The following is a 15203-nucleotide window of genomic DNA, read 5'->3' as shown; positions in this document are numbered from 1 at the left end:
TTACGACAGTTCCAGGGCCGGCGACTCGATGCCGCGGGCCTGGTCGATCTTCTCGGCCACCTTGAAAGCCGCTTCCAGTTCGGTGCAGCCGTACTGCTGCATGAGCTGGTAGCGTTCGGCCTTCTCCTCGGGTTCTGTCTGCGCGAGGGCGAGGTACAGGGACGGCGGCACGGCGCGGAACAGCACTTCCATGCTCTTGGAGAGGATGACGCCTTCGGTGAATTTCCCCGCTTCCTTGCGCGCCGAAAGCATCAGCGCCTTCTGCGCGGGCGAGAGTTCGCGGAACCGCGCGATCTTCTCAACTTCATCGGGCGGCATGCTGAGACAGATCCACCACTCGATCATGTTGAGCATGGGCTCCGCGGCGCGCGGCAGGTCGTCGATGTTCTGCGTCGCGAGCCAGAACCAGGCCCCCAATTTCCTCCACATCTTTGTAATTTTCACGACGTAGGGCGCGAGCAGCGGGTTCTTCGTGATGATGTGGCCTTCGTCGGTGACGTTGATGATCGGGCGTCCCAGGTATTGGTCGCGCTCGGCGATGTTGTTCACCGTGCTGATCAGGCTGATGTAAGCGATGGAGAGCTGCGCGTTGTAGCCCTCGCGGGCGTATGTCGCGAGGTCAACCAAGGTGATGTCGGCTTCGGGCCACGGCGTGCCGTCGCGGTCGAACATTTCGCCGTCCGTGCCTTGACAGAACATGTCCATCGCATCCGCCATCTCCAGCAGCCGCACGCGGCGCATTTCGGGCAGCGTCGGGTCCTGGCCGCGGGCGCGCAACGCGTTGCGCACGTCGCGCGTAAGCACCGTGCGTTTGTCGGCCACGCAGTGCTCGGCGGCGTCGAGGATGCACTGACGGATCAGCGAGCGGTCAGCCCGCGTCATCCGGGCTTCCTCCTTGTCCTCTCCGCCCGTGATCATCAGCCGCGCCGTGATCTCCAGTTCGCCGAGCACGTCGCGCTGCTCGTCCGCCTCCATGGCCGAGGCATCTGGTGGCGGGTCTTCATCCAGCGCGTCGGCGTCGAGCGTCTGCACGTCGCTGGGCGTCTCGATCAGCCGACGCGCGTCTGCGAATGGCGCGAGGCTGATGCCCGAACCTGGGGCCAGCTTGACCCGGTTTACCGTCAGCCCGAGCATGCGTGCGAAGTCGCTGAACAGGCCGAAGCTGTTGCCAGCCTCCACGATGAACAGCCGCGGTCGGTAGATGGCCGTGACCTGATTCAAGAGGTTGTTGAGCGTGGCGCTCTTGCCGGAGCCGGTGGGGCCGAACAGGAACAGATGGGCGTTCATCTGCCGATCCAGGCGGCTGAGCGGGTCGAAGGTGATCGGCCCGCCACCGCGGTTGAACATCGTGATGCCCGGGTGCCCCGTACCTTGAGCGCGGCCCCACACCGGCGACAGGTTCGCCGCGTGCTGAGCGAACATCAGTTGGGTGTACCACTTGCGCCGATCCTGGCCGGGGTTGTAGCAGCATGGCAGCCACCGCAAGTAGCTGTTGAGCGGCGCCACCTCGTCGTCCTCGCGCACCGGCTGCAAGCCAGCATTGAGCATCACGTTCGCCAGGTCCAGGCCGCGCCGGTCCAGTTCCGCTTCGTCGCGTCCGCGCAGGTAGAATGCCAGCGTCCCCCGGTAGAGCTTGTGTGCGCTGCCGATGAGGGAGCGGGCTTCCTGCACGTCCTTCAACGTCTGCTCCGACGCCAGCGTCTCGCCCACGGCCTTCTTCGCCAGGTGGTTGAGATCCGCTTCCAGGACATCCTGCGGCGTGGCGACCATCGTGAGACACAGCAAGGTGTCTTCCGGCATCTGGTCGAACAGCGTGTTGATGGCATCCCCTTTGCGGGTCTCGCCGGTCAGGTGTCCGGTGCCGGGCGGCATGCGCAGCCGGTCGGTGATCAGCACGCGGTGCGGCATGCCGTCGAAATACCAGGTGCCGTGCTCCACGTCGGAGCGTGGCTGGCCGAAGAACAGCCGCTGGCTGAAATCCCGCCCGCTCGCCAGCTCGATTTCGCCGGCCTCGCTTTCTTCGGTGCTGTCGGGGTAGCGCGCCAGCGCGTAGAAGCGCTCCCGGTCCTCTGCACTCGGTCCAAGCATCGCCGGGCGCGGATTGAACCACCGCAGCAGCCAGTCGTGGACGTCGGCTGCGACCATGCGCCGTGCCTGGATGCCGGCGTTCGCCAGGCCGCCGCACAGGCGGTCGCAGACGATGTTCAGCATCTGCTCGGGCGTCTGGCCGCGGCGGCTTGCCTGCCCAGTTGCACGGCGATAGATCACCATGCGCACCCGCCGCGTCTGGCCGCGCCAGCGCAGCCGCGTGACCACCGTGTCCTCGAACAGGCCGCCGGGCTTGGCCACAGCGCGCAGGTGGTGGCCGAAGAAGCGCAAGTAGAACTCGGTGAACGCCGAGCCGCGCGCACGTGGCTGCACGTAATCGCGCAAGGTCTGCATGTACTGGTCGAAGCTCGGTTCGTCCTGGGCATAGAGCTGGAGCACCCACGGGTTCTCGTCCAGTTCATCGAAACTGTCCTGAAGCGCGTTTTCCAGGGCGTCGCGGGCATGCGCGAGCCAGCCGGGTTCCCGGCCTTCGGTGCCCAGCGGCACCAGTTCGTAGAACGCCGCCACCGATTGGCCATCCTCCAGGAGCATCGATTTCGACCCGGGCAAGAACTCCACCCAGGGCAGCAGTTCCACGAAGGACGGCGCAACGTCGTACAGCGCCTGCTCGTCGGCCACGGTCGCTGGCTTGCGGCCGTGGACTGCCGAACCGGGTTCGGGGATGCCGGCCTGGCGCAAGGCCTCGACGTGGCGCTGCCAGCTGTCCGGCTGCTCATCGCTAGCCGGGCTACTGGAGCCGGCGCCGGCCAGCTTCGGCCATGGGAGTTTCCACCGCATCAGTAGTCCTCCACGCGCTCGCCCGGCATCGCGTACTGGATGCGCTGGTAGAGCGGGAAGACGGTCGTGTAGCCGGGCACCGGCACGGGATCGGTGCCGGCCAGATGCGGGTACACGTACATCACGAGATCGGGATTGGGCAGGCGCTGGAACTGGCGGTGGACCTCATTGCGCGCGGTGCGCGTGTAGCGCATCTGCTCGACAGGTGCGGCCTGCACGTCGGCGTCGGTCAGGGGCCGACGCAGGCTCTGGCGCGCATCGAGCAGCTGGCGGCCGGCGTTCCGTCCGGCTGCGCCACCGCCGTCGCCGGCCTCCTGCTGCCAGATGTCCATCATCGTGCGGTCACCGTGGGTCAGCAGCTTTTCCTTGCTGGTGGCGCAGCCGCCGAGCACCGCGACGGCGAGGGCCAGCACCAGGCCCTTAATCGAGTTCGAGAGCATGGCTTTCTCCTGCGCGGTGATCGACCTTGCGGCCTTCGGGATCGAAGTCGATGGCGAGCGGTTTTTCGAGGTGGACGGCGACCTTGGCGCCGGGCTGCACATAGACGGCGGCGAACGCCTGGCCGTAGAGCTTGTTGACCCAGGCCGACATGTCCCGGACACCGCCCGCGAGAATCTGGCCGACCGCTTCCTGGCCGGTGATGCCCACGGTGCCGATGGAGCCGTCCGAGCCGACATAGGACATGCGGCCGCTGTCGCTCTCGATGAGCGAGGCCACGCCGGCACCGGCCGCGGTGATCAGGGCCTGCGAGCCGAGGTACTGCTGGGCGTTGCTGCGCCGCTCGCCGCTGACGCAGGGGATGCCGTGCGGGTCGCTGATCCAGCCCAAGCCGTCGCGTTGCTGGTTGTTCTGCTGGTTGCCCTCGCGGTCTTCGGGGATCGTGCGGATCGTGCCGTCGTTGAAGACGAACGTGATGCTGCGCACCTGGCCGCGCACGCACGAAAGCGTCCAGTCGCCCGATGCGGTGCCGCTGAACACGGCGCCGGCCACGTCGGGAATGTCGATGCCATTGGCGGTCAGGTTGTCCGGCCCGACCAGGACTTTGAACGGATAGGGATCGTTGACCGTGCCGTCGATCGGCACGCGGCCGATCAGCGCGGTCATGGCGACCGAACCCATGAGCGTGGAGTTGGTCGGCACGGTATAGACCGGCTTGGCACTCTTGACCCCAGAGGCGCGGGCGCCCGCGTTGGCCACGGTTTCCGCGGTGGTTTCGAGCGTGCTCTGCGCCGGGCCGAAGCTCGTGGGGAAGCTCATTCCGCCGCTCGCGCCACGACCGCCGTTGCGCCCCTCGGCGGGCTTTGCGTCGTCCGGCTCGACCCACCGCACGCCGCCCTCCATGCCGGCCTCGTCGCCGCCCTGCAGCCCCAGGCCCACGGGCAGGTCCGCATGGCCGCCGCCGCGCCCGCCGATGCTGTCCAGGCGCCGCTGCAGGTCGGCGAGCAGCCCTTCGGTCTGCTGGCGCGCGCTGGCCGCCTGCTCCTGGTCGCGGCGCAGGTTGGACCGCTCGGATTCGAGCGCCGAGTTGATGCGCTGGTCGATGGAGTTCTCGCGCTGGCGCAGTCGCTGGTTCTCTTCACGCTGCGACTTGTTGTCCGAGAGCGCGGTCTGAAGCTCGGTGCGCAACTGCTTCACTTGGGCAACGAGCGTCGCCACGGTGTCGCGCGGGGTGTCGCCTTCGATGCCCAGCGCCTTCATTTCCTCGGGCGTGAGCTGGGCGCCGTTGTCCGCCGCGGGTGGCGCCGTGCTGCCTCCACCCGAGAACAGCCGGATACCGACGAACAGCACCAGGATGGCGACAGGGATCATCAGCCACTTGAGCAGGCCGTTACTGCGCATGGCGGGCCTCCTTGGCGTTCTCGTCGCCGTCCGGCTGCGGCAGATGCACGGCAGGGTCGAAGCGGTGAATCGCCGGCAGCAGCGACTGCGCGAGGCCGCGGCCGCCCGTGACCAGGTAGAGGACGGTCGTGTCCTCGGGCGTGCCGCGCGGGCCCAGCGCCTCGTGCTGGAAGGTGGCGGTGAGGAAATCGCCTTGCAGCACGCGCGGGTCGAGCGCGACCCAGTCGGCGCCGGTGTTGGTAAGGCGCACGGCAGTCACCCATTGGTCTTCCAGGCGCCACGACGCGAGCGCGACCGCGCGCACCGGCAGCGTTGGCATCAGTGTGTCCAGGTCGAGGTCGCGGGGCAGGTTGACCCGCATGACGCCCGGAAGCGGCTCGACGGTGCGCAGCGGTGCGTAGAGGTTCTGCGCGGCGAAGCGCGTCAGCACGACAGGGACCGGAGTTTCGCGCCGCGCGGTCCGCGCACCTGCCTGGCCCTGGGCGCGTGCCGGGGCCTCGGCACTGTCGGCCTGCTCGCCATAGCGTCCCGGTGCGCTGTCACCCTCGACGATGCGCACCGGCTCCAGCTCGGCTTCCCCGTCCTTGGGCGGTTCGGCTGCGATGTCCAGCAGGATCAGCGCGCCCGTGTCGGCGTCCTGCAGTTGCAACCGCGTGGGCTCGATCGGCTCGCTGGCGCGCAGGTACACCGCGCCACCCGCACTCTGCACGCGCAGGCGTTCGCCCACGCCCGCGGGCACGCCCACGCGCACGTTCCGGTCGATGAACACGATGCGTTCCTGACCGACCTTCAGCGGCACTGCCAGTGGCATGCGTTCCCAACGCAGGATCTCCACCGCCTGGGCGACGGGTGCCGCGGCCACGGCCAGTAGCCCCAGCAGCGCGAGTACAGGATGCTTCATGGGGTGTTTCCTCCTTGAGGCGCTTGCGGAGACAGGCCACTCGACGCCGGGCGCGCCGGCTCCGGTGCACTGATGCGCTGGGGCGCGCCTTCGTAGCAGTCCAGCGCCAGGCCGAACGGGTTGCGGGCGGGATCGACGTCCACCCGCGTGACCTTGATCGGATAACGCACCAGGGCGCGCTTGACCTGCTCGGCGCCGTAGTACTCGTCCGCCGTGATGTCCAGCGTCACCACCCAGTCGCGATCGGACACGGTGCGCACGCGCGCCGTGGGGTCGTCGCCATAGCCGCGGCCGGGAATCTCGTAGATGCCGCGCACGCGCTGGCGTAGCTCGCCGGTGGAGCGGCGGTAGTCGTAGTCCGCGCGAAGGAAGGCCTGGCAGGACGGGGTGAGGTACGGCGAGAGCGTGTGGAGGTTGCGCGAGTAGTCTTCTTCGCCATTGGTCGGCCAGCGGTTCAGCGTCTGGAACACGTAGAACGTGAACGCATAGACCGATTCGGGCGGCACTTCCCACCACTTGCGGGTACTGCCAGAGCGCAGGTCGGGCGGGACGTGGATGGTCAGGTCGCGCGGCGCGCTCCACCAGCCGCCGCCCATGACCAGGGCGACAATGACCAGCGCGCCCGCGCCCAGGCGCAAGGTCTTGATGTGCGCCTGCAGGTGGGTGATCTCGTTCTTGAAGCGGCTCATCGTGCCCCCCTTGCAACGGACCTTCGGGTGGACCAGAAGCCGGAGCGCGAGATCAGCACGTGGCCGCCTACCCATCCCGCCATCAGTGGATGGCGCGTGGCGATGCGCCATTGCAGTTGCCGGTACAGCCAGGTGTCGGGGCGCCCGCGCTTGAGCCGGCGCAGGATGCCGCCGCCGATGAAGACGCCCAGGGCCACGCCCAGGACGACGAACGTCGGCGCGATGGCGATCGTGCGGAACACCCAGGACAGCGGCGCGCCGACCAGCAGGCCGGCGGCGCCGGACAGGCCGCAGCAGATCCACAGTTCGTCGGCGGTGAGGCCGCGCACGACAACAGGGTGGCGGTTGAGCCGATGCGGAAGGAACGTGACCGTCCCGTCCGCACGGACGTGCTGCTGCTCGGACATACCGGCCTCGCCTTACAGGATGCCGGTGGCTTCGGTGAGCAGCCAGATGCCGATCACGAGCAGCACGGCACCGATCGCGACGGTGAGGCCAAACTGGCCCCAGGTCTTGCGGCCGGTGTGGATTTCCGCGTAGGTGCCGTAGGCGTGGTAGCAGACGCCGATGAACATCGACGCCACGACCAGGAGGGCTACGAGCATGATGATGTCGTAGCCGTAGTTCCTGATCGTTTCCATGATGCCGTTGCCGGTGCCGCGGGTCGGGTTCTCCAACTGCGGCAGGCCTTGCGCGAACGACAGCGCGGGCAGCGCGGCGGCGCCCAGGGCCATGGCGGCGCGCTGGGCGAGACGGGAAGTGAGGATGCGGTTGTGCATGGTCGGGCCTTTCAGGTCAGGACAGAAGGAAGAAACTCAGGACGAGGTACATCGCGACGAAGCGGATGCAGACGCCGAGGAACTGGCGCTGGTTGAGGCGGCTCTCGGACCACCCCACGTAGGCCGTTCGGATGGCCCAGACGCCCCACACGAGCAGGACCGCGAACACGACGCCGACCAGGACGGTCGCCATTGCGGAAGGCGCGATGCCGCTGTTGGCTTGAAATGCCGAGACCTGGGCGCCGTTCATTGCTTGCCCCCCGCAGTCGTCGCCGGCAGCGGCTCGGCCGCCCGCTCGGTGCGGTAGTCGCCGGCCAGTTCGGAGGGGTCGCGCGGCTGAGCGCGCGATGGCGTCAGGTGAAACTGGATGCCGGCGCGAACGCGCGCCAGGTCAGCCAGCAGCCGCGGGTAGTCGAAGTGGTAGCGCTCGCCCGGCTGGATGGGGGCATGCGCGGCGCTGTCCGCGACGGTGCGCTCCAGCGCGTCGAGCTGGCGCAGTGCGGCGACCAGCTCCTGGCGCTGTGCCGGAGACTCGGCCAAGGCCATCTGGGACTGACCCAGCAGGAGGGCCGTCACGAGAAAAGTGGGCACGCCGCGATGCGCGGCGCGCAGCCAGATCGAAGCCACCATCGCGCCATTCCTGTGTGATCAGCAATGGGGTGATCGTGGAGATCAGGGCTGTTTTAGGCCGCAAACAATAGGAACTGGCGGACGACCGGATTGGGCATACCGCGAGCGAACCTACAAAAGCCCGGGTGGAGTTTCGATTATTGCGTTTTTCGAGTGTTTCGAATATGATCGGCTCTGCAACCGTTTTCGCTTAGGAGCTACCCATGACCACCGCCACTGCCCAATCCAAGATGACCCTTCCCGCCGCGGGAGAGGTTAAGGCAGCCGTCCAGGGTCAACGTGCCTTGGCGGCTTACCTCGCAACCCAGTTCGAGACGCAGCACATCCAGATCTTTGATGACCACAAACAGGCTCATCAGGTGGAACTGCCTACCTCGGCTTTACGCCTGCTGGTCGACATCCTGGCCGAGTTGGCCGATGGCAATGCAGTAAAGGTGGTGCCCGTCCATGCAGAGCTGACGACCCAAGAGGCGGCGGACTTGCTCAACGTGTCCCGTCCCCATTTCGTCAAGCTGCTAGAAGATGGGGTGTTGGCATTTCATCGCACCGGCAAGCACCGCAGGGTGAGGTTCGCCGATCTGATGCAGTACAAGGAAGCGCGCGAGCGCGCCAGTGAGCAGGCGATGGCCGAACTCGCTCAGCAGTCGCAAGAGTTGGGAATGGGATACGAATGAGGCATTCCCCATTCACCGCCGTCTACGACGCGTGCGTTCTATATCCCGCGCCACTGCGGGATTTCCTGATGTGGCTCGGCCTGTCTGGCCGCTTCCGGGCGCGGTGGAGCCAAGCCATTCATGAGGAGTGGAAACGCAATCTGTTGATCAACCGCCCCGATCTCACCCGGGTTCAGGTCGACAGGACGTCGGATCTCATGGACAGGGCCATTCCGGACGGCTTGGTGGAGGGCTACGAAGCGCTCGTGGCAGGCCTGACATTACCCGATCCGAACGATCGGCACGTCCTGGCTGCGGCGATTCGCTGCGGTGCGAGCGTGATTGTGACGTTCAACGAACGTGATTTCCCGAACGATCTGCTGGCTCCGTACGGCATCGAATCGCAGCACCCCGATGAGTTTGTGGACAACCTGCTGGATCTGGATGCGGCCGCCGTAGTGTCGGCTGCGCAGCGCCAGCGTGCCCAACTCAAGCATCCGCCGATCGATGTGGACCGCTATCTCGAAATCCTGCTGCGCCAAGGCCTTGTGCAAACGACCAAGGTGCTGGCGACCTATCGCACCATTCTCTGACCCGCCGAGAGCCACGGATGACCAAGAATCCTTCATCAGACGCCACTTTGCCGAAAGGCATCCATCGAAGCTGGAAGCTGCCGGATAAGTCGCTGGGTGACTTGTGGGATTCGATCGTGATGGACGAAGCCATCAAAAAACAGTTGCTGTCACAAGCGATCGTCAACTTCACGGTGCGCCCCAAGGTGGAGCGCACGGTACTCCCCCTGCACGGCGTGATCTTGTTGGTCGGCCCGCCGGGGACTGGGAAGACCTCCTTGGCACGGGGCTTGGCGCATCGTGTGGCCGAATCTTTTTCTTCTGCGAAGTTTCGATTGCTGGAAGTGGAGCCTCACACGCTGACGAGCTCTGCAATGGGAAAGACTCAACGCGCCGTGGCAGACCTGTTCTCGCAATCGATCGCAGAATCCGCAGCGGCGGGCCCGACGATCGTCCTTCTGGACGAGGTCGAAACGCTTGCGGCTGATCGAGCGAAGCTCAGCCTGGAAGCCAACCCGGTTGATGTGCACCGGGCCACCGACGCGGTGTTGGTGCAGTTGGACATGTTGGCCGAACGCAACCCGCATCTGCTGTTCGTGGCCACCAGCAACTTCCCACAGGCCGTCGACAGTGCCTTCCTATCTCGTTGCGACATGGTGATGGAGGTGCCACTGCCCGGCAAGGATGCCTGCAAGCAGATCCTAGTGGACTGCCTGAATGGCCTGGCAAAGACATTTCCGGGGATTGGCAAGCTTTCCTCGGCTCACCAGTTCGACGCGTGCGCTGGCGAGTGCGTCGGATTGGATGGTCGGGCCATTCGCAAGGTCGTAGCCAACGCCCTCGCGGCCGACCCGCAAGTGGCTATCGATCCGAACAAGCTTTCCGTAGAGCACTTGCGCAGTGCGATACGACAGGCAAAGCAAATGCGCCTTCAAGGAGGGAAGCAAAAATGACCACCGTTGTCAGCCGGACGTTTCGCAGCTCGCCGCACCGCGATGCGTTGCAGACATGGGATGCCATTGTCGAACTGCTCACTCAGGGCAAGGACGGCACGGCTCGCTCTGAACTCAGGGCCGTGACGGGCGTGGCCGCCAGCTTGATCGCCGACCAGGCACCCAAGAGCGCGCCCATCGTTGCGACATGCGATGGACCACGGACCAGGATCTACTGCCTCTTCGACGAAGACGCGATCTATGGTGATGATGCCAACGAAGAAGTCTTGGGGTTCGAGCCGTTGAAGGGAGACTGGGGAGTCTCGCTGCCGTGTCCGAAGGAGCAGCTCGGCTGGGTGCAAAGCGCGCTCAAAAAGCACAGTTCTCGCATCATTGCACGGGACTTGAGCCAAGGAATTGCCACGCAGGCGCAGGCCGATGCTGGGCAAGCGCTGTCGCTCGACCTCGGAGGTTTCCTCAAGTCATGAGCACCGTCGCCACCTACTCGTACACGCACTCGGTTACCTATGTGACCGACAACATCCTCAAGAGCTTGAAAGACATCATCCTGCTCAGTGGGCTGGACCCTGAGCACTTTGCGGATCGCTGGGAGAGCAATACCCGAGCCATCAAGACGTGGCTCGGGACCGGTGATCTGCGCAAGGTGATTCTGGAGATCTACAACCCGGCAACCGACAAGCTCGTGACCCGATGGGATATCGACATCGTGTATGGGTGGTCCGATGGCGACGGCAGCTTCTGGACAGATACCGAGCAGTTGAAGTACGCGATCAAGAAAGCTGGGCTGCTGCCATCGCAGGCCAAGTACAAGTTAATGCTCGATACAAAGCCAGGGCGACCTGATGTGGAGGGATGGAGCAAAGGAAGTTATCGCTCGACGGATGGAATGGTCAAGCAGAGCCTAGGCTCGACTGTCGAACACAGCGGCCTGGCGGGTCAGGCCGGATATTGGAGGCAACGCTGATGCTGTCGATCGATGAAGCTTTTCGCAAGTTCAAGTCGCGTCTGGAACTCAACGAACGCGAACAGAAGAATGCCTCGCAACGCCAGAACGAAGTGCGGGACTACCTGCAGACCAAGTTCGGCATTGCGCGCAGCTTCCTGACCGGTTCCTATGCTCGATACACGAAGACGAAGCCGCTCAAGGATATCGACATCTTCTTCGTGCTGAAGGACTCGGAGAAGCATTACCACGGCAAGGCCGCATCGGTAGTGCTGGATGATTTCCACTCTGCATTGGTGGAGAAATACGGTTCGGCGGCCGTGCGCAAACAGGCGCGCTCGATCAACGTGGATTTCGGTGTTCACATCGACGCGGAGGACAACACGGACTACCGGGTGGTCAGCGTGGATGCGGTGCCCGCATTCGATACCGGCGACCAGTATGAGATCCCCGATACGGCGTCCGGAAAGTGGATCAAGACGGACCCGGAGATCCATAAGGACAAGGCGACCGCAGCGCACCAAGCCTATGGCAATGAGTGGAAAGGTCTCGTGCGCATGGTGAAGTACTGGAACAACAATCCCAAGCACGGCGATCTGAAGCCGGTGAAGCCCTCGTTCCTGATCGAGGTAATGGCCCTTGAGTGTCTTTACGGCGGCTGGGGAGGATCGTTCGATCGCGAGATCCAGTCGTTCTTTGCCACGCTTGCCGATCGAGTTCATGACGAGTGGCCGGATCCCGCCGGACTTGGCCCGGCGATCAGCAACGATATGGATGCCGCGCGCAAGCAGCGCGCGCAGCAGCTGCTGTTCCAGGCGAGCCAAGACGCAAGCATCGCCATCGACCACGCGCGTCGTGGTCGCAATATCGAAGCGCTTCGCGCCTGGCGCGCACTGTTTGGCCCCAAGTTCCCACTGTCCTGATTCCATCGGCTTCCATACACGTCCCATCGAGGTACAGCATGTCCCAGTGGTCGCTTTCCCAGCTCCTGTCGTCCCTGCATGAGGACATCCAGCAGCGCTTGTCCGTAGTACGCAAGACCTTCGGTCACCCGGGTACGAAGGGGGATGCGAGCGAGAACGTCTGGATCGACATGCTGGATACCTATCTGCCCAAACGGTACCAGGCGGCCAAGGCGCATGTGGTGGACAGCCTGGGGAACTTCAGCCAGCAGATCGATGTGGTGGTGTTTGATCGGCAATATTCGCCTTTTATCTTCACCTACGAGAACGAGACGATCATTCCAGCCGAAAGCGTGTACGCCGTTTTCGAGGCCAAGCAGACGGCTGACGCGGGGCTTGTGGCCTATGCCCAGGAGAAGGTCGCCAGTGTGCGCAGGCTGCACCGCACGAGCCTGCCGATCCCGCACGCTGACGGGACCTACCCAGCGAAGCCGTTGATTCCGATTCTGGGTGGCTTGCTCACCTTCGAGAGCGAATGGAGTCCTGCATTGGGTCCATCCATGGACAAGGCGCTGAACGCAAACCTCACCGAGGGGCGTCTGGACATCGGATGCGTTGCCGCCCACGGGCACTTTTTCTATGACCAAGCCAGCGGCGCGTACAGCTACACCAACGAAAACAAGCCGGCGACCGCGTTTCTTTTCAAGCTGATCGCGCAGCTTCAGTTCAGTGGAACGGTCCCCATGATCGATGTGGAGGCTTACGGTCAGTGGTTGACCAAGTGAGGGGGCGCTGTGGCAAGCATACGTTCGGAGTACCACCGGTTCCTGGCGCACTTGGCGCAGCGGCACGTGCACGACGACGTGCGCCGGCTGGCGCACCTGGTGCTCGATCACCTGCAGCCACTGGCCGAGGTCGGTGCTGCACGCCGGGGGCGCTCCACGCGCTTGGCGCCGCTGACCATCGCGCATCTGGCGCAGATGCCTGTCGCCTACGACGGGGACGCGCGCGGCCCCGAAAACGGGCCGGCGCTCGGGCGACTGCACCAGCTCGAAGTCGGGCCGTTTCGAGGATTCATGCGGCAGGAGACGTTCGACCTCAGCCATGACATCACCTTGGTCTACGGTGCCAACGGCACCGGCAAGAGCAGCTTCTGCGAAGCCTTGGAAGTGGCGATGCTCGGTTCGATCAGCGAAGCGCAGGCCAAGCGGGTCGACCAGCGGACGTACTGCAACAACGCTCGCCTGCGCCGCCACGTCGCGCCAGTCCTGTCGTCTACGGCGGCGGGCGAAGCGCAGGCCGTCCAGCCCGACGAAGCTGAGTATCGCTTCTGCTTCATCGAGAAGAACCGCCTCGACGATTTCGCCCGAATCGCCGCGCGGACCCCGAGCGATCAGCGCCAGCTCATCGCCACCCTGTTCGGCGTGGACCAGTTCAGCGAGTTCGTGCGCGGCTTCAACCCCTCGCTCGATCAGGACCTGATGCTTGCCGGCGTGCAGGCGGCGCAGCTGGCGCAGCGTCGCCTGCGGTTGGCGAACTCCGAACAGACCATCGCCGCCTACCCGCAGAAGATCGCAGCGGTCGAGGGCCTGGAACAAGCTTTGGCGCAGCGCATGTCACCTGGCGCGACCTATCAAGCCTGCGTGGACTGGCTGCTGGGTACGCCGCAGCAGCAAGGACGGCTACCGTATGTCCAGGCTCAGCTGGACGCCAACCCGCCTGCCATTCACGAGGTGACCCAGGCCCGCCTGCAAGCGTTGCTGGCAGAGGCCTACCGCGTCCAGGGACTGTGGCAAGCGTCTTCCGCGCAACTCGCGGCCCGCGCGGGCGAGGTGTCGTACGCGAAGCTCTACGAGGCCGTGCAAGCGTTGGCGGACGGGGCGACCGCGTGTCCGGCATGTGGAACCGGACTGGCCGCTGTGGCACAGGACCCGTTCGCCAGGGCGCGAATGGGCCTGGAGCAGCTCGCGCAACTGGCCGTCCTGCAGCAGCAAGAGGCCGGGCATCGGACGCAGTTGAGCGAGGCGGTCCGAGCGCTGTGGGACGAAATGCGCCGCGTGGTGGCGGCGGCTGGGGTCGCTTGTCCTGCCGAATCGCAGGCCGCGGGCCTGCCACTGCTGCCTCCCACGTCGGCGGGCAATTGGCTCGGCGGCTGGGTGAATGGGGACCAGCGCGCCTGGCAAGCCCTCTTACGGATCGCACAGATCATCGAAGGCTTCGACGCGCAGGCGCGCGACGTGCATGCCCAGCGCGGCGCGATGGCCCAGGAGCGGGACCGCCTGCAACAGCATCAGCTGGAGATCGAACGGCTGCGGACCATGCGCACGACTGCGGATCAGGAGCTGGCGGCCGCCCGCCAAACCGTGGCCCAATTCGACGACGCGAACCGCGGCCTGATCCAGGCGGCCACGGACGAAATGCCGGTGGTGGTGCACCATCAGCGGGTCAAGGCCGCCTACGACGGCTTCCTACCCGAGATTCAGGCATACCTGACCGCTCTGCCGGGGGTTCTGCTACAGGGGCTGGGAGACCAAGCCCGCCATCTCTACAACGCATTCAACCGGGCCGATCCGCCCGGCGATCTGCTGCACGCGCTGTGGTTGCCCGTGGCCGAGAACGGCAAGATCGAGGTGGAGTTCGCCGGCGAGCCGGGCGTGCGCTACGACGCGTTGATCGTCTTCAGCGAAGGGCACATCAAATGCTTGGGTCTGGCGATTCTGCTTGCCAAGAACCTCGCGCAGGGCTGCCCCGTGGTCATCTTCGATGACGTCGTCAATGCGATAGACGACGACCATCGCGATGGCATCTGGCGTACCTTCTTCGAGGACGGTTTGCTCCACGGCAAGCAGGTTATCCTCACCTCGCACGCAGAGGAGTTCCTGCACCGCATCCAGCAGGAGTTGGGCGTGCGCCGCGCCGCGGCCATCAAGCGCTACAAGTTTCTCCCGCATCAGGGAGAGCACGAACTGCGGGTCGACAGCGACCCGCCAGCGAAGAACTATGTTCTTCTGGCCCAGCAGGCGTTGGCGGCTGACGAGAAACGCGAGGCACTGCGCCAGGCCCGGCCGGCGCTGGAGAGTCTGACGGACCGCCTGTGGACGTGGCTGGGTCGGCGGGCGGACGGCCGGATCGACATCAAGCTGAGCGGGCCCCGCGCGCCTTGGGAGCTGAACAATAAATGCACCAAGTTGCGGTCGGCCGTCGAGCGTATCGCGGCGCAACATGCGGGTGCGCCGGATGCCGTAGGGGCGTTGGTCAGGCTGCTCAATGTCAGCGGTACGAGTATTGAATGGGGTTACCTCAATAGCGGTGTGCACGACGCTCAGCGCGATCATGAGTTCGATCGGGCGACGGTAAGAACGGTCGTCGAGGCGGTTACGGCGTTGGATGCTGCTCTTGATACCCTGCAGAACCGATGAACGGCACACGGCTTTGCAGAGCAGTGCCGCCCGTGTC

General features: G+C 65.1%; 17 protein-coding genes. 8 read left to right on the top strand and 9 right to left on the bottom strand.

Going from position 1 to position 15203, the window contains the following annotated elements:
* From D8767_RS21340 to D8767_RS21300, 9 genes are read right to left on the bottom strand one after another with little or no spacing between them, the layout of a single operon-like run.
* Window positions 1-2886, bottom strand: a complete 2886-nt coding sequence (locus D8767_RS21340) for a conjugative transfer ATPase (RefSeq protein WP_012614070.1) — start codon at window positions 2884-2886, stop codon at window positions 1-3.
* Entirely contained in the window at window positions 2886-3326 is a 441-nt protein-coding gene (locus D8767_RS21335; RefSeq protein WP_003149753.1) for a TIGR03751 family conjugal transfer lipoprotein, read from the bottom strand. The genes D8767_RS21340 and D8767_RS21335 overlap by 1 nt, the downstream gene beginning before the upstream one ends.
* Window positions 3307-4725, bottom strand: a complete 1419-nt coding sequence (locus D8767_RS21330) for a TIGR03752 family integrating conjugative element protein (protein WP_004350605.1) — start codon at window positions 4723-4725, stop codon at window positions 3307-3309. The genes D8767_RS21335 and D8767_RS21330 overlap by 20 nt, the downstream gene beginning before the upstream one ends.
* The gene (locus D8767_RS21325; protein ID WP_004350604.1) at window positions 4715-5626 is read right to left on the bottom strand and encodes a TIGR03749 family integrating conjugative element protein; all 912 of its coding nucleotides are present in this window, start codon (window positions 5624-5626) and stop codon (window positions 4715-4717) included. Before D8767_RS21325 ends, D8767_RS21330 begins: the two co-directional genes overlap by 11 nt.
* On the bottom strand, window positions 5623-6315 hold the full coding sequence (locus D8767_RS21320; protein ID WP_012614071.1) for a PFL_4703 family integrating conjugative element protein: 693 nt from the start codon (window positions 6313-6315) through the stop codon (window positions 5623-5625). Before D8767_RS21320 ends, D8767_RS21325 begins: the two co-directional genes overlap by 4 nt.
* On the bottom strand, window positions 6312-6722 hold the full coding sequence (locus tag D8767_RS21315; protein ID WP_003821108.1) for a TIGR03750 family conjugal transfer protein: 411 nt from the start codon (window positions 6720-6722) through the stop codon (window positions 6312-6314). Before D8767_RS21315 ends, D8767_RS21320 begins: the two co-directional genes overlap by 4 nt.
* Before the next feature lie 12 nt (window positions 6723-6734).
* Window positions 6735-7094, bottom strand: coding sequence for a TIGR03745 family integrating conjugative element membrane protein (locus D8767_RS21310; protein ID WP_003153634.1), 360 nt, complete (start codon window positions 7092-7094; stop codon window positions 6735-6737).
* 16 nt (window positions 7095-7110) lie between these two features.
* Window positions 7111-7344, bottom strand: a complete 234-nt coding sequence (locus D8767_RS21305) for a TIGR03758 family integrating conjugative element protein (RefSeq protein ID WP_003050225.1) — start codon at window positions 7342-7344, stop codon at window positions 7111-7113.
* The gene (locus tag D8767_RS21300) at window positions 7341-7724 is read right to left on the bottom strand and encodes an RAQPRD family integrative conjugative element protein (RefSeq protein WP_003090167.1); all 384 of its coding nucleotides are present in this window, start codon (window positions 7722-7724) and stop codon (window positions 7341-7343) included. The genes D8767_RS21305 and D8767_RS21300 overlap by 4 nt, the downstream gene beginning before the upstream one ends.
* Before the next feature lie 203 nt (window positions 7725-7927).
* Here D8767_RS21300 and D8767_RS21295 point away from each other — a divergent pair, with 203 nt between their 5' ends.
* Genes D8767_RS21295 through D8767_RS21260 form a run of 8 tightly spaced genes read left to right on the top strand, consistent with a single transcriptional unit; the run spans window position 7928 to window position 15166 of the window.
* Window positions 7928-8398, top strand: a complete 471-nt coding sequence (locus D8767_RS21295) for a helix-turn-helix domain-containing protein (RefSeq protein ID WP_003050245.1) — start codon at window positions 7928-7930, stop codon at window positions 8396-8398.
* Window positions 8395-8970, top strand: coding sequence for a PIN domain-containing protein (locus D8767_RS21290; protein ID WP_003153636.1), 576 nt, complete (start codon window positions 8395-8397; stop codon window positions 8968-8970). Before D8767_RS21295 ends, D8767_RS21290 begins: the two co-directional genes overlap by 4 nt.
* 17 nt (window positions 8971-8987) lie before the next feature.
* A complete protein-coding gene (locus tag D8767_RS21285; RefSeq protein WP_003050256.1) occupies window positions 8988-9902 on the top strand; it encodes an AAA family ATPase in 915 nt (304 codons plus the stop codon).
* Window positions 9899-10369, top strand: coding sequence for a type III CBASS phage resistance system CD-NTase-associated protein Cap8 (cap8, locus tag D8767_RS21280; protein WP_003153638.1), 471 nt, complete (start codon window positions 9899-9901; stop codon window positions 10367-10369). Before D8767_RS21285 ends, cap8 begins: the two co-directional genes overlap by 4 nt.
* Window positions 10366-10866, top strand: a complete 501-nt coding sequence (gene cap7 / locus D8767_RS21275; protein WP_003090159.1) for a type III CBASS phage resistance system CD-NTase-associated protein Cap7 — start codon at window positions 10366-10368, stop codon at window positions 10864-10866. Before cap8 ends, cap7 begins: the two co-directional genes overlap by 4 nt.
* Window positions 10866-11768 carry a CBASS oligonucleotide cyclase gene (locus D8767_RS21270; protein ID WP_003153640.1) on the top strand — a complete coding sequence of 301 codons (903 nt, stop codon included), beginning with the start codon at window positions 10866-10868 and terminating at the stop codon, window positions 11766-11768. The genes cap7 and D8767_RS21270 overlap by 1 nt, the downstream gene beginning before the upstream one ends.
* Before the next feature lie 38 nt (window positions 11769-11806).
* Window positions 11807-12532, top strand: coding sequence for a CBASS effector endonuclease NucC (gene nucC, locus D8767_RS21265; protein ID WP_122048403.1), 726 nt, complete (start codon window positions 11807-11809; stop codon window positions 12530-12532).
* Window positions 12533-12541: 9 nt separating this feature from the next.
* Window positions 12542-15166: an AAA family ATPase gene (locus tag D8767_RS21260; protein ID WP_122048402.1), complete on the top strand. Its 2625-nt coding sequence runs from the start codon at window positions 12542-12544 to the stop codon at window positions 15164-15166.
* The last annotated feature ends 37 nt before the right edge of the window (window positions 15167-15203 follow it).

The organism is Pseudomonas sp. LTGT-11-2Z (genome assembly GCF_003691445.1).
Lineage (GTDB): Bacteria > Pseudomonadota > Gammaproteobacteria > Pseudomonadales > Pseudomonadaceae > Aquipseudomonas > Aquipseudomonas monteilii.
Note: the sequence above shows the minus strand (reverse complement) of the source record. Positions and strands in the feature narration are given on the sequence as shown.

Coding starts and splice junctions, on each gene's coding strand:
- D8767_RS21310 (WP_003153634.1), bottom strand. CDS start 7,094: ATGCACAACCGCATCCTCACTTCCCGTCTCGCCCAGCGCGCCGCCATG.
- D8767_RS21270 (WP_003153640.1), top strand. CDS start 10,866: ATGCTGTCGATCGATGAAGCTTTTCGCAAGTTCAAGTCGCGTCTGGAA.
- D8767_RS21305 (WP_003050225.1), bottom strand. CDS start 7,344: ATGAACGGCGCCCAGGTCTCGGCATTTCAAGCCAACAGCGGCATCGCG.
- nucC (WP_122048403.1), top strand. CDS start 11,807: ATGTCCCAGTGGTCGCTTTCCCAGCTCCTGTCGTCCCTGCATGAGGAC.
- D8767_RS21290 (WP_003153636.1), top strand. CDS start 8,395: ATGAGGCATTCCCCATTCACCGCCGTCTACGACGCGTGCGTTCTATAT.
- D8767_RS21330 (WP_004350605.1), bottom strand. CDS start 4,725: ATGCGCAGTAACGGCCTGCTCAAGTGGCTGATGATCCCTGTCGCCATC.
- cap8 (WP_003153638.1), top strand. CDS start 9,899: ATGACCACCGTTGTCAGCCGGACGTTTCGCAGCTCGCCGCACCGCGAT.
- D8767_RS21340 (WP_012614070.1), bottom strand. CDS start 2,886: ATGCGGTGGAAACTCCCATGGCCGAAGCTGGCCGGCGCCGGCTCCAGT.
- cap7 (WP_003090159.1), top strand. CDS start 10,366: ATGAGCACCGTCGCCACCTACTCGTACACGCACTCGGTTACCTATGTG.
- D8767_RS21320 (WP_012614071.1), bottom strand. CDS start 6,315: ATGAGCCGCTTCAAGAACGAGATCACCCACCTGCAGGCGCACATCAAG.
- D8767_RS21325 (WP_004350604.1), bottom strand. CDS start 5,626: ATGAAGCATCCTGTACTCGCGCTGCTGGGGCTACTGGCCGTGGCCGCG.
- D8767_RS21300 (WP_003090167.1), bottom strand. CDS start 7,724: ATGGTGGCTTCGATCTGGCTGCGCGCCGCGCATCGCGGCGTGCCCACT.
- D8767_RS21315 (WP_003821108.1), bottom strand. CDS start 6,722: ATGTCCGAGCAGCAGCACGTCCGTGCGGACGGGACGGTCACGTTCCTT.
- D8767_RS21285 (WP_003050256.1), top strand. CDS start 8,988: ATGACCAAGAATCCTTCATCAGACGCCACTTTGCCGAAAGGCATCCAT.
- D8767_RS21295 (WP_003050245.1), top strand. CDS start 7,928: ATGACCACCGCCACTGCCCAATCCAAGATGACCCTTCCCGCCGCGGGA.
- D8767_RS21335 (WP_003149753.1), bottom strand. CDS start 3,326: ATGCTCTCGAACTCGATTAAGGGCCTGGTGCTGGCCCTCGCCGTCGCG.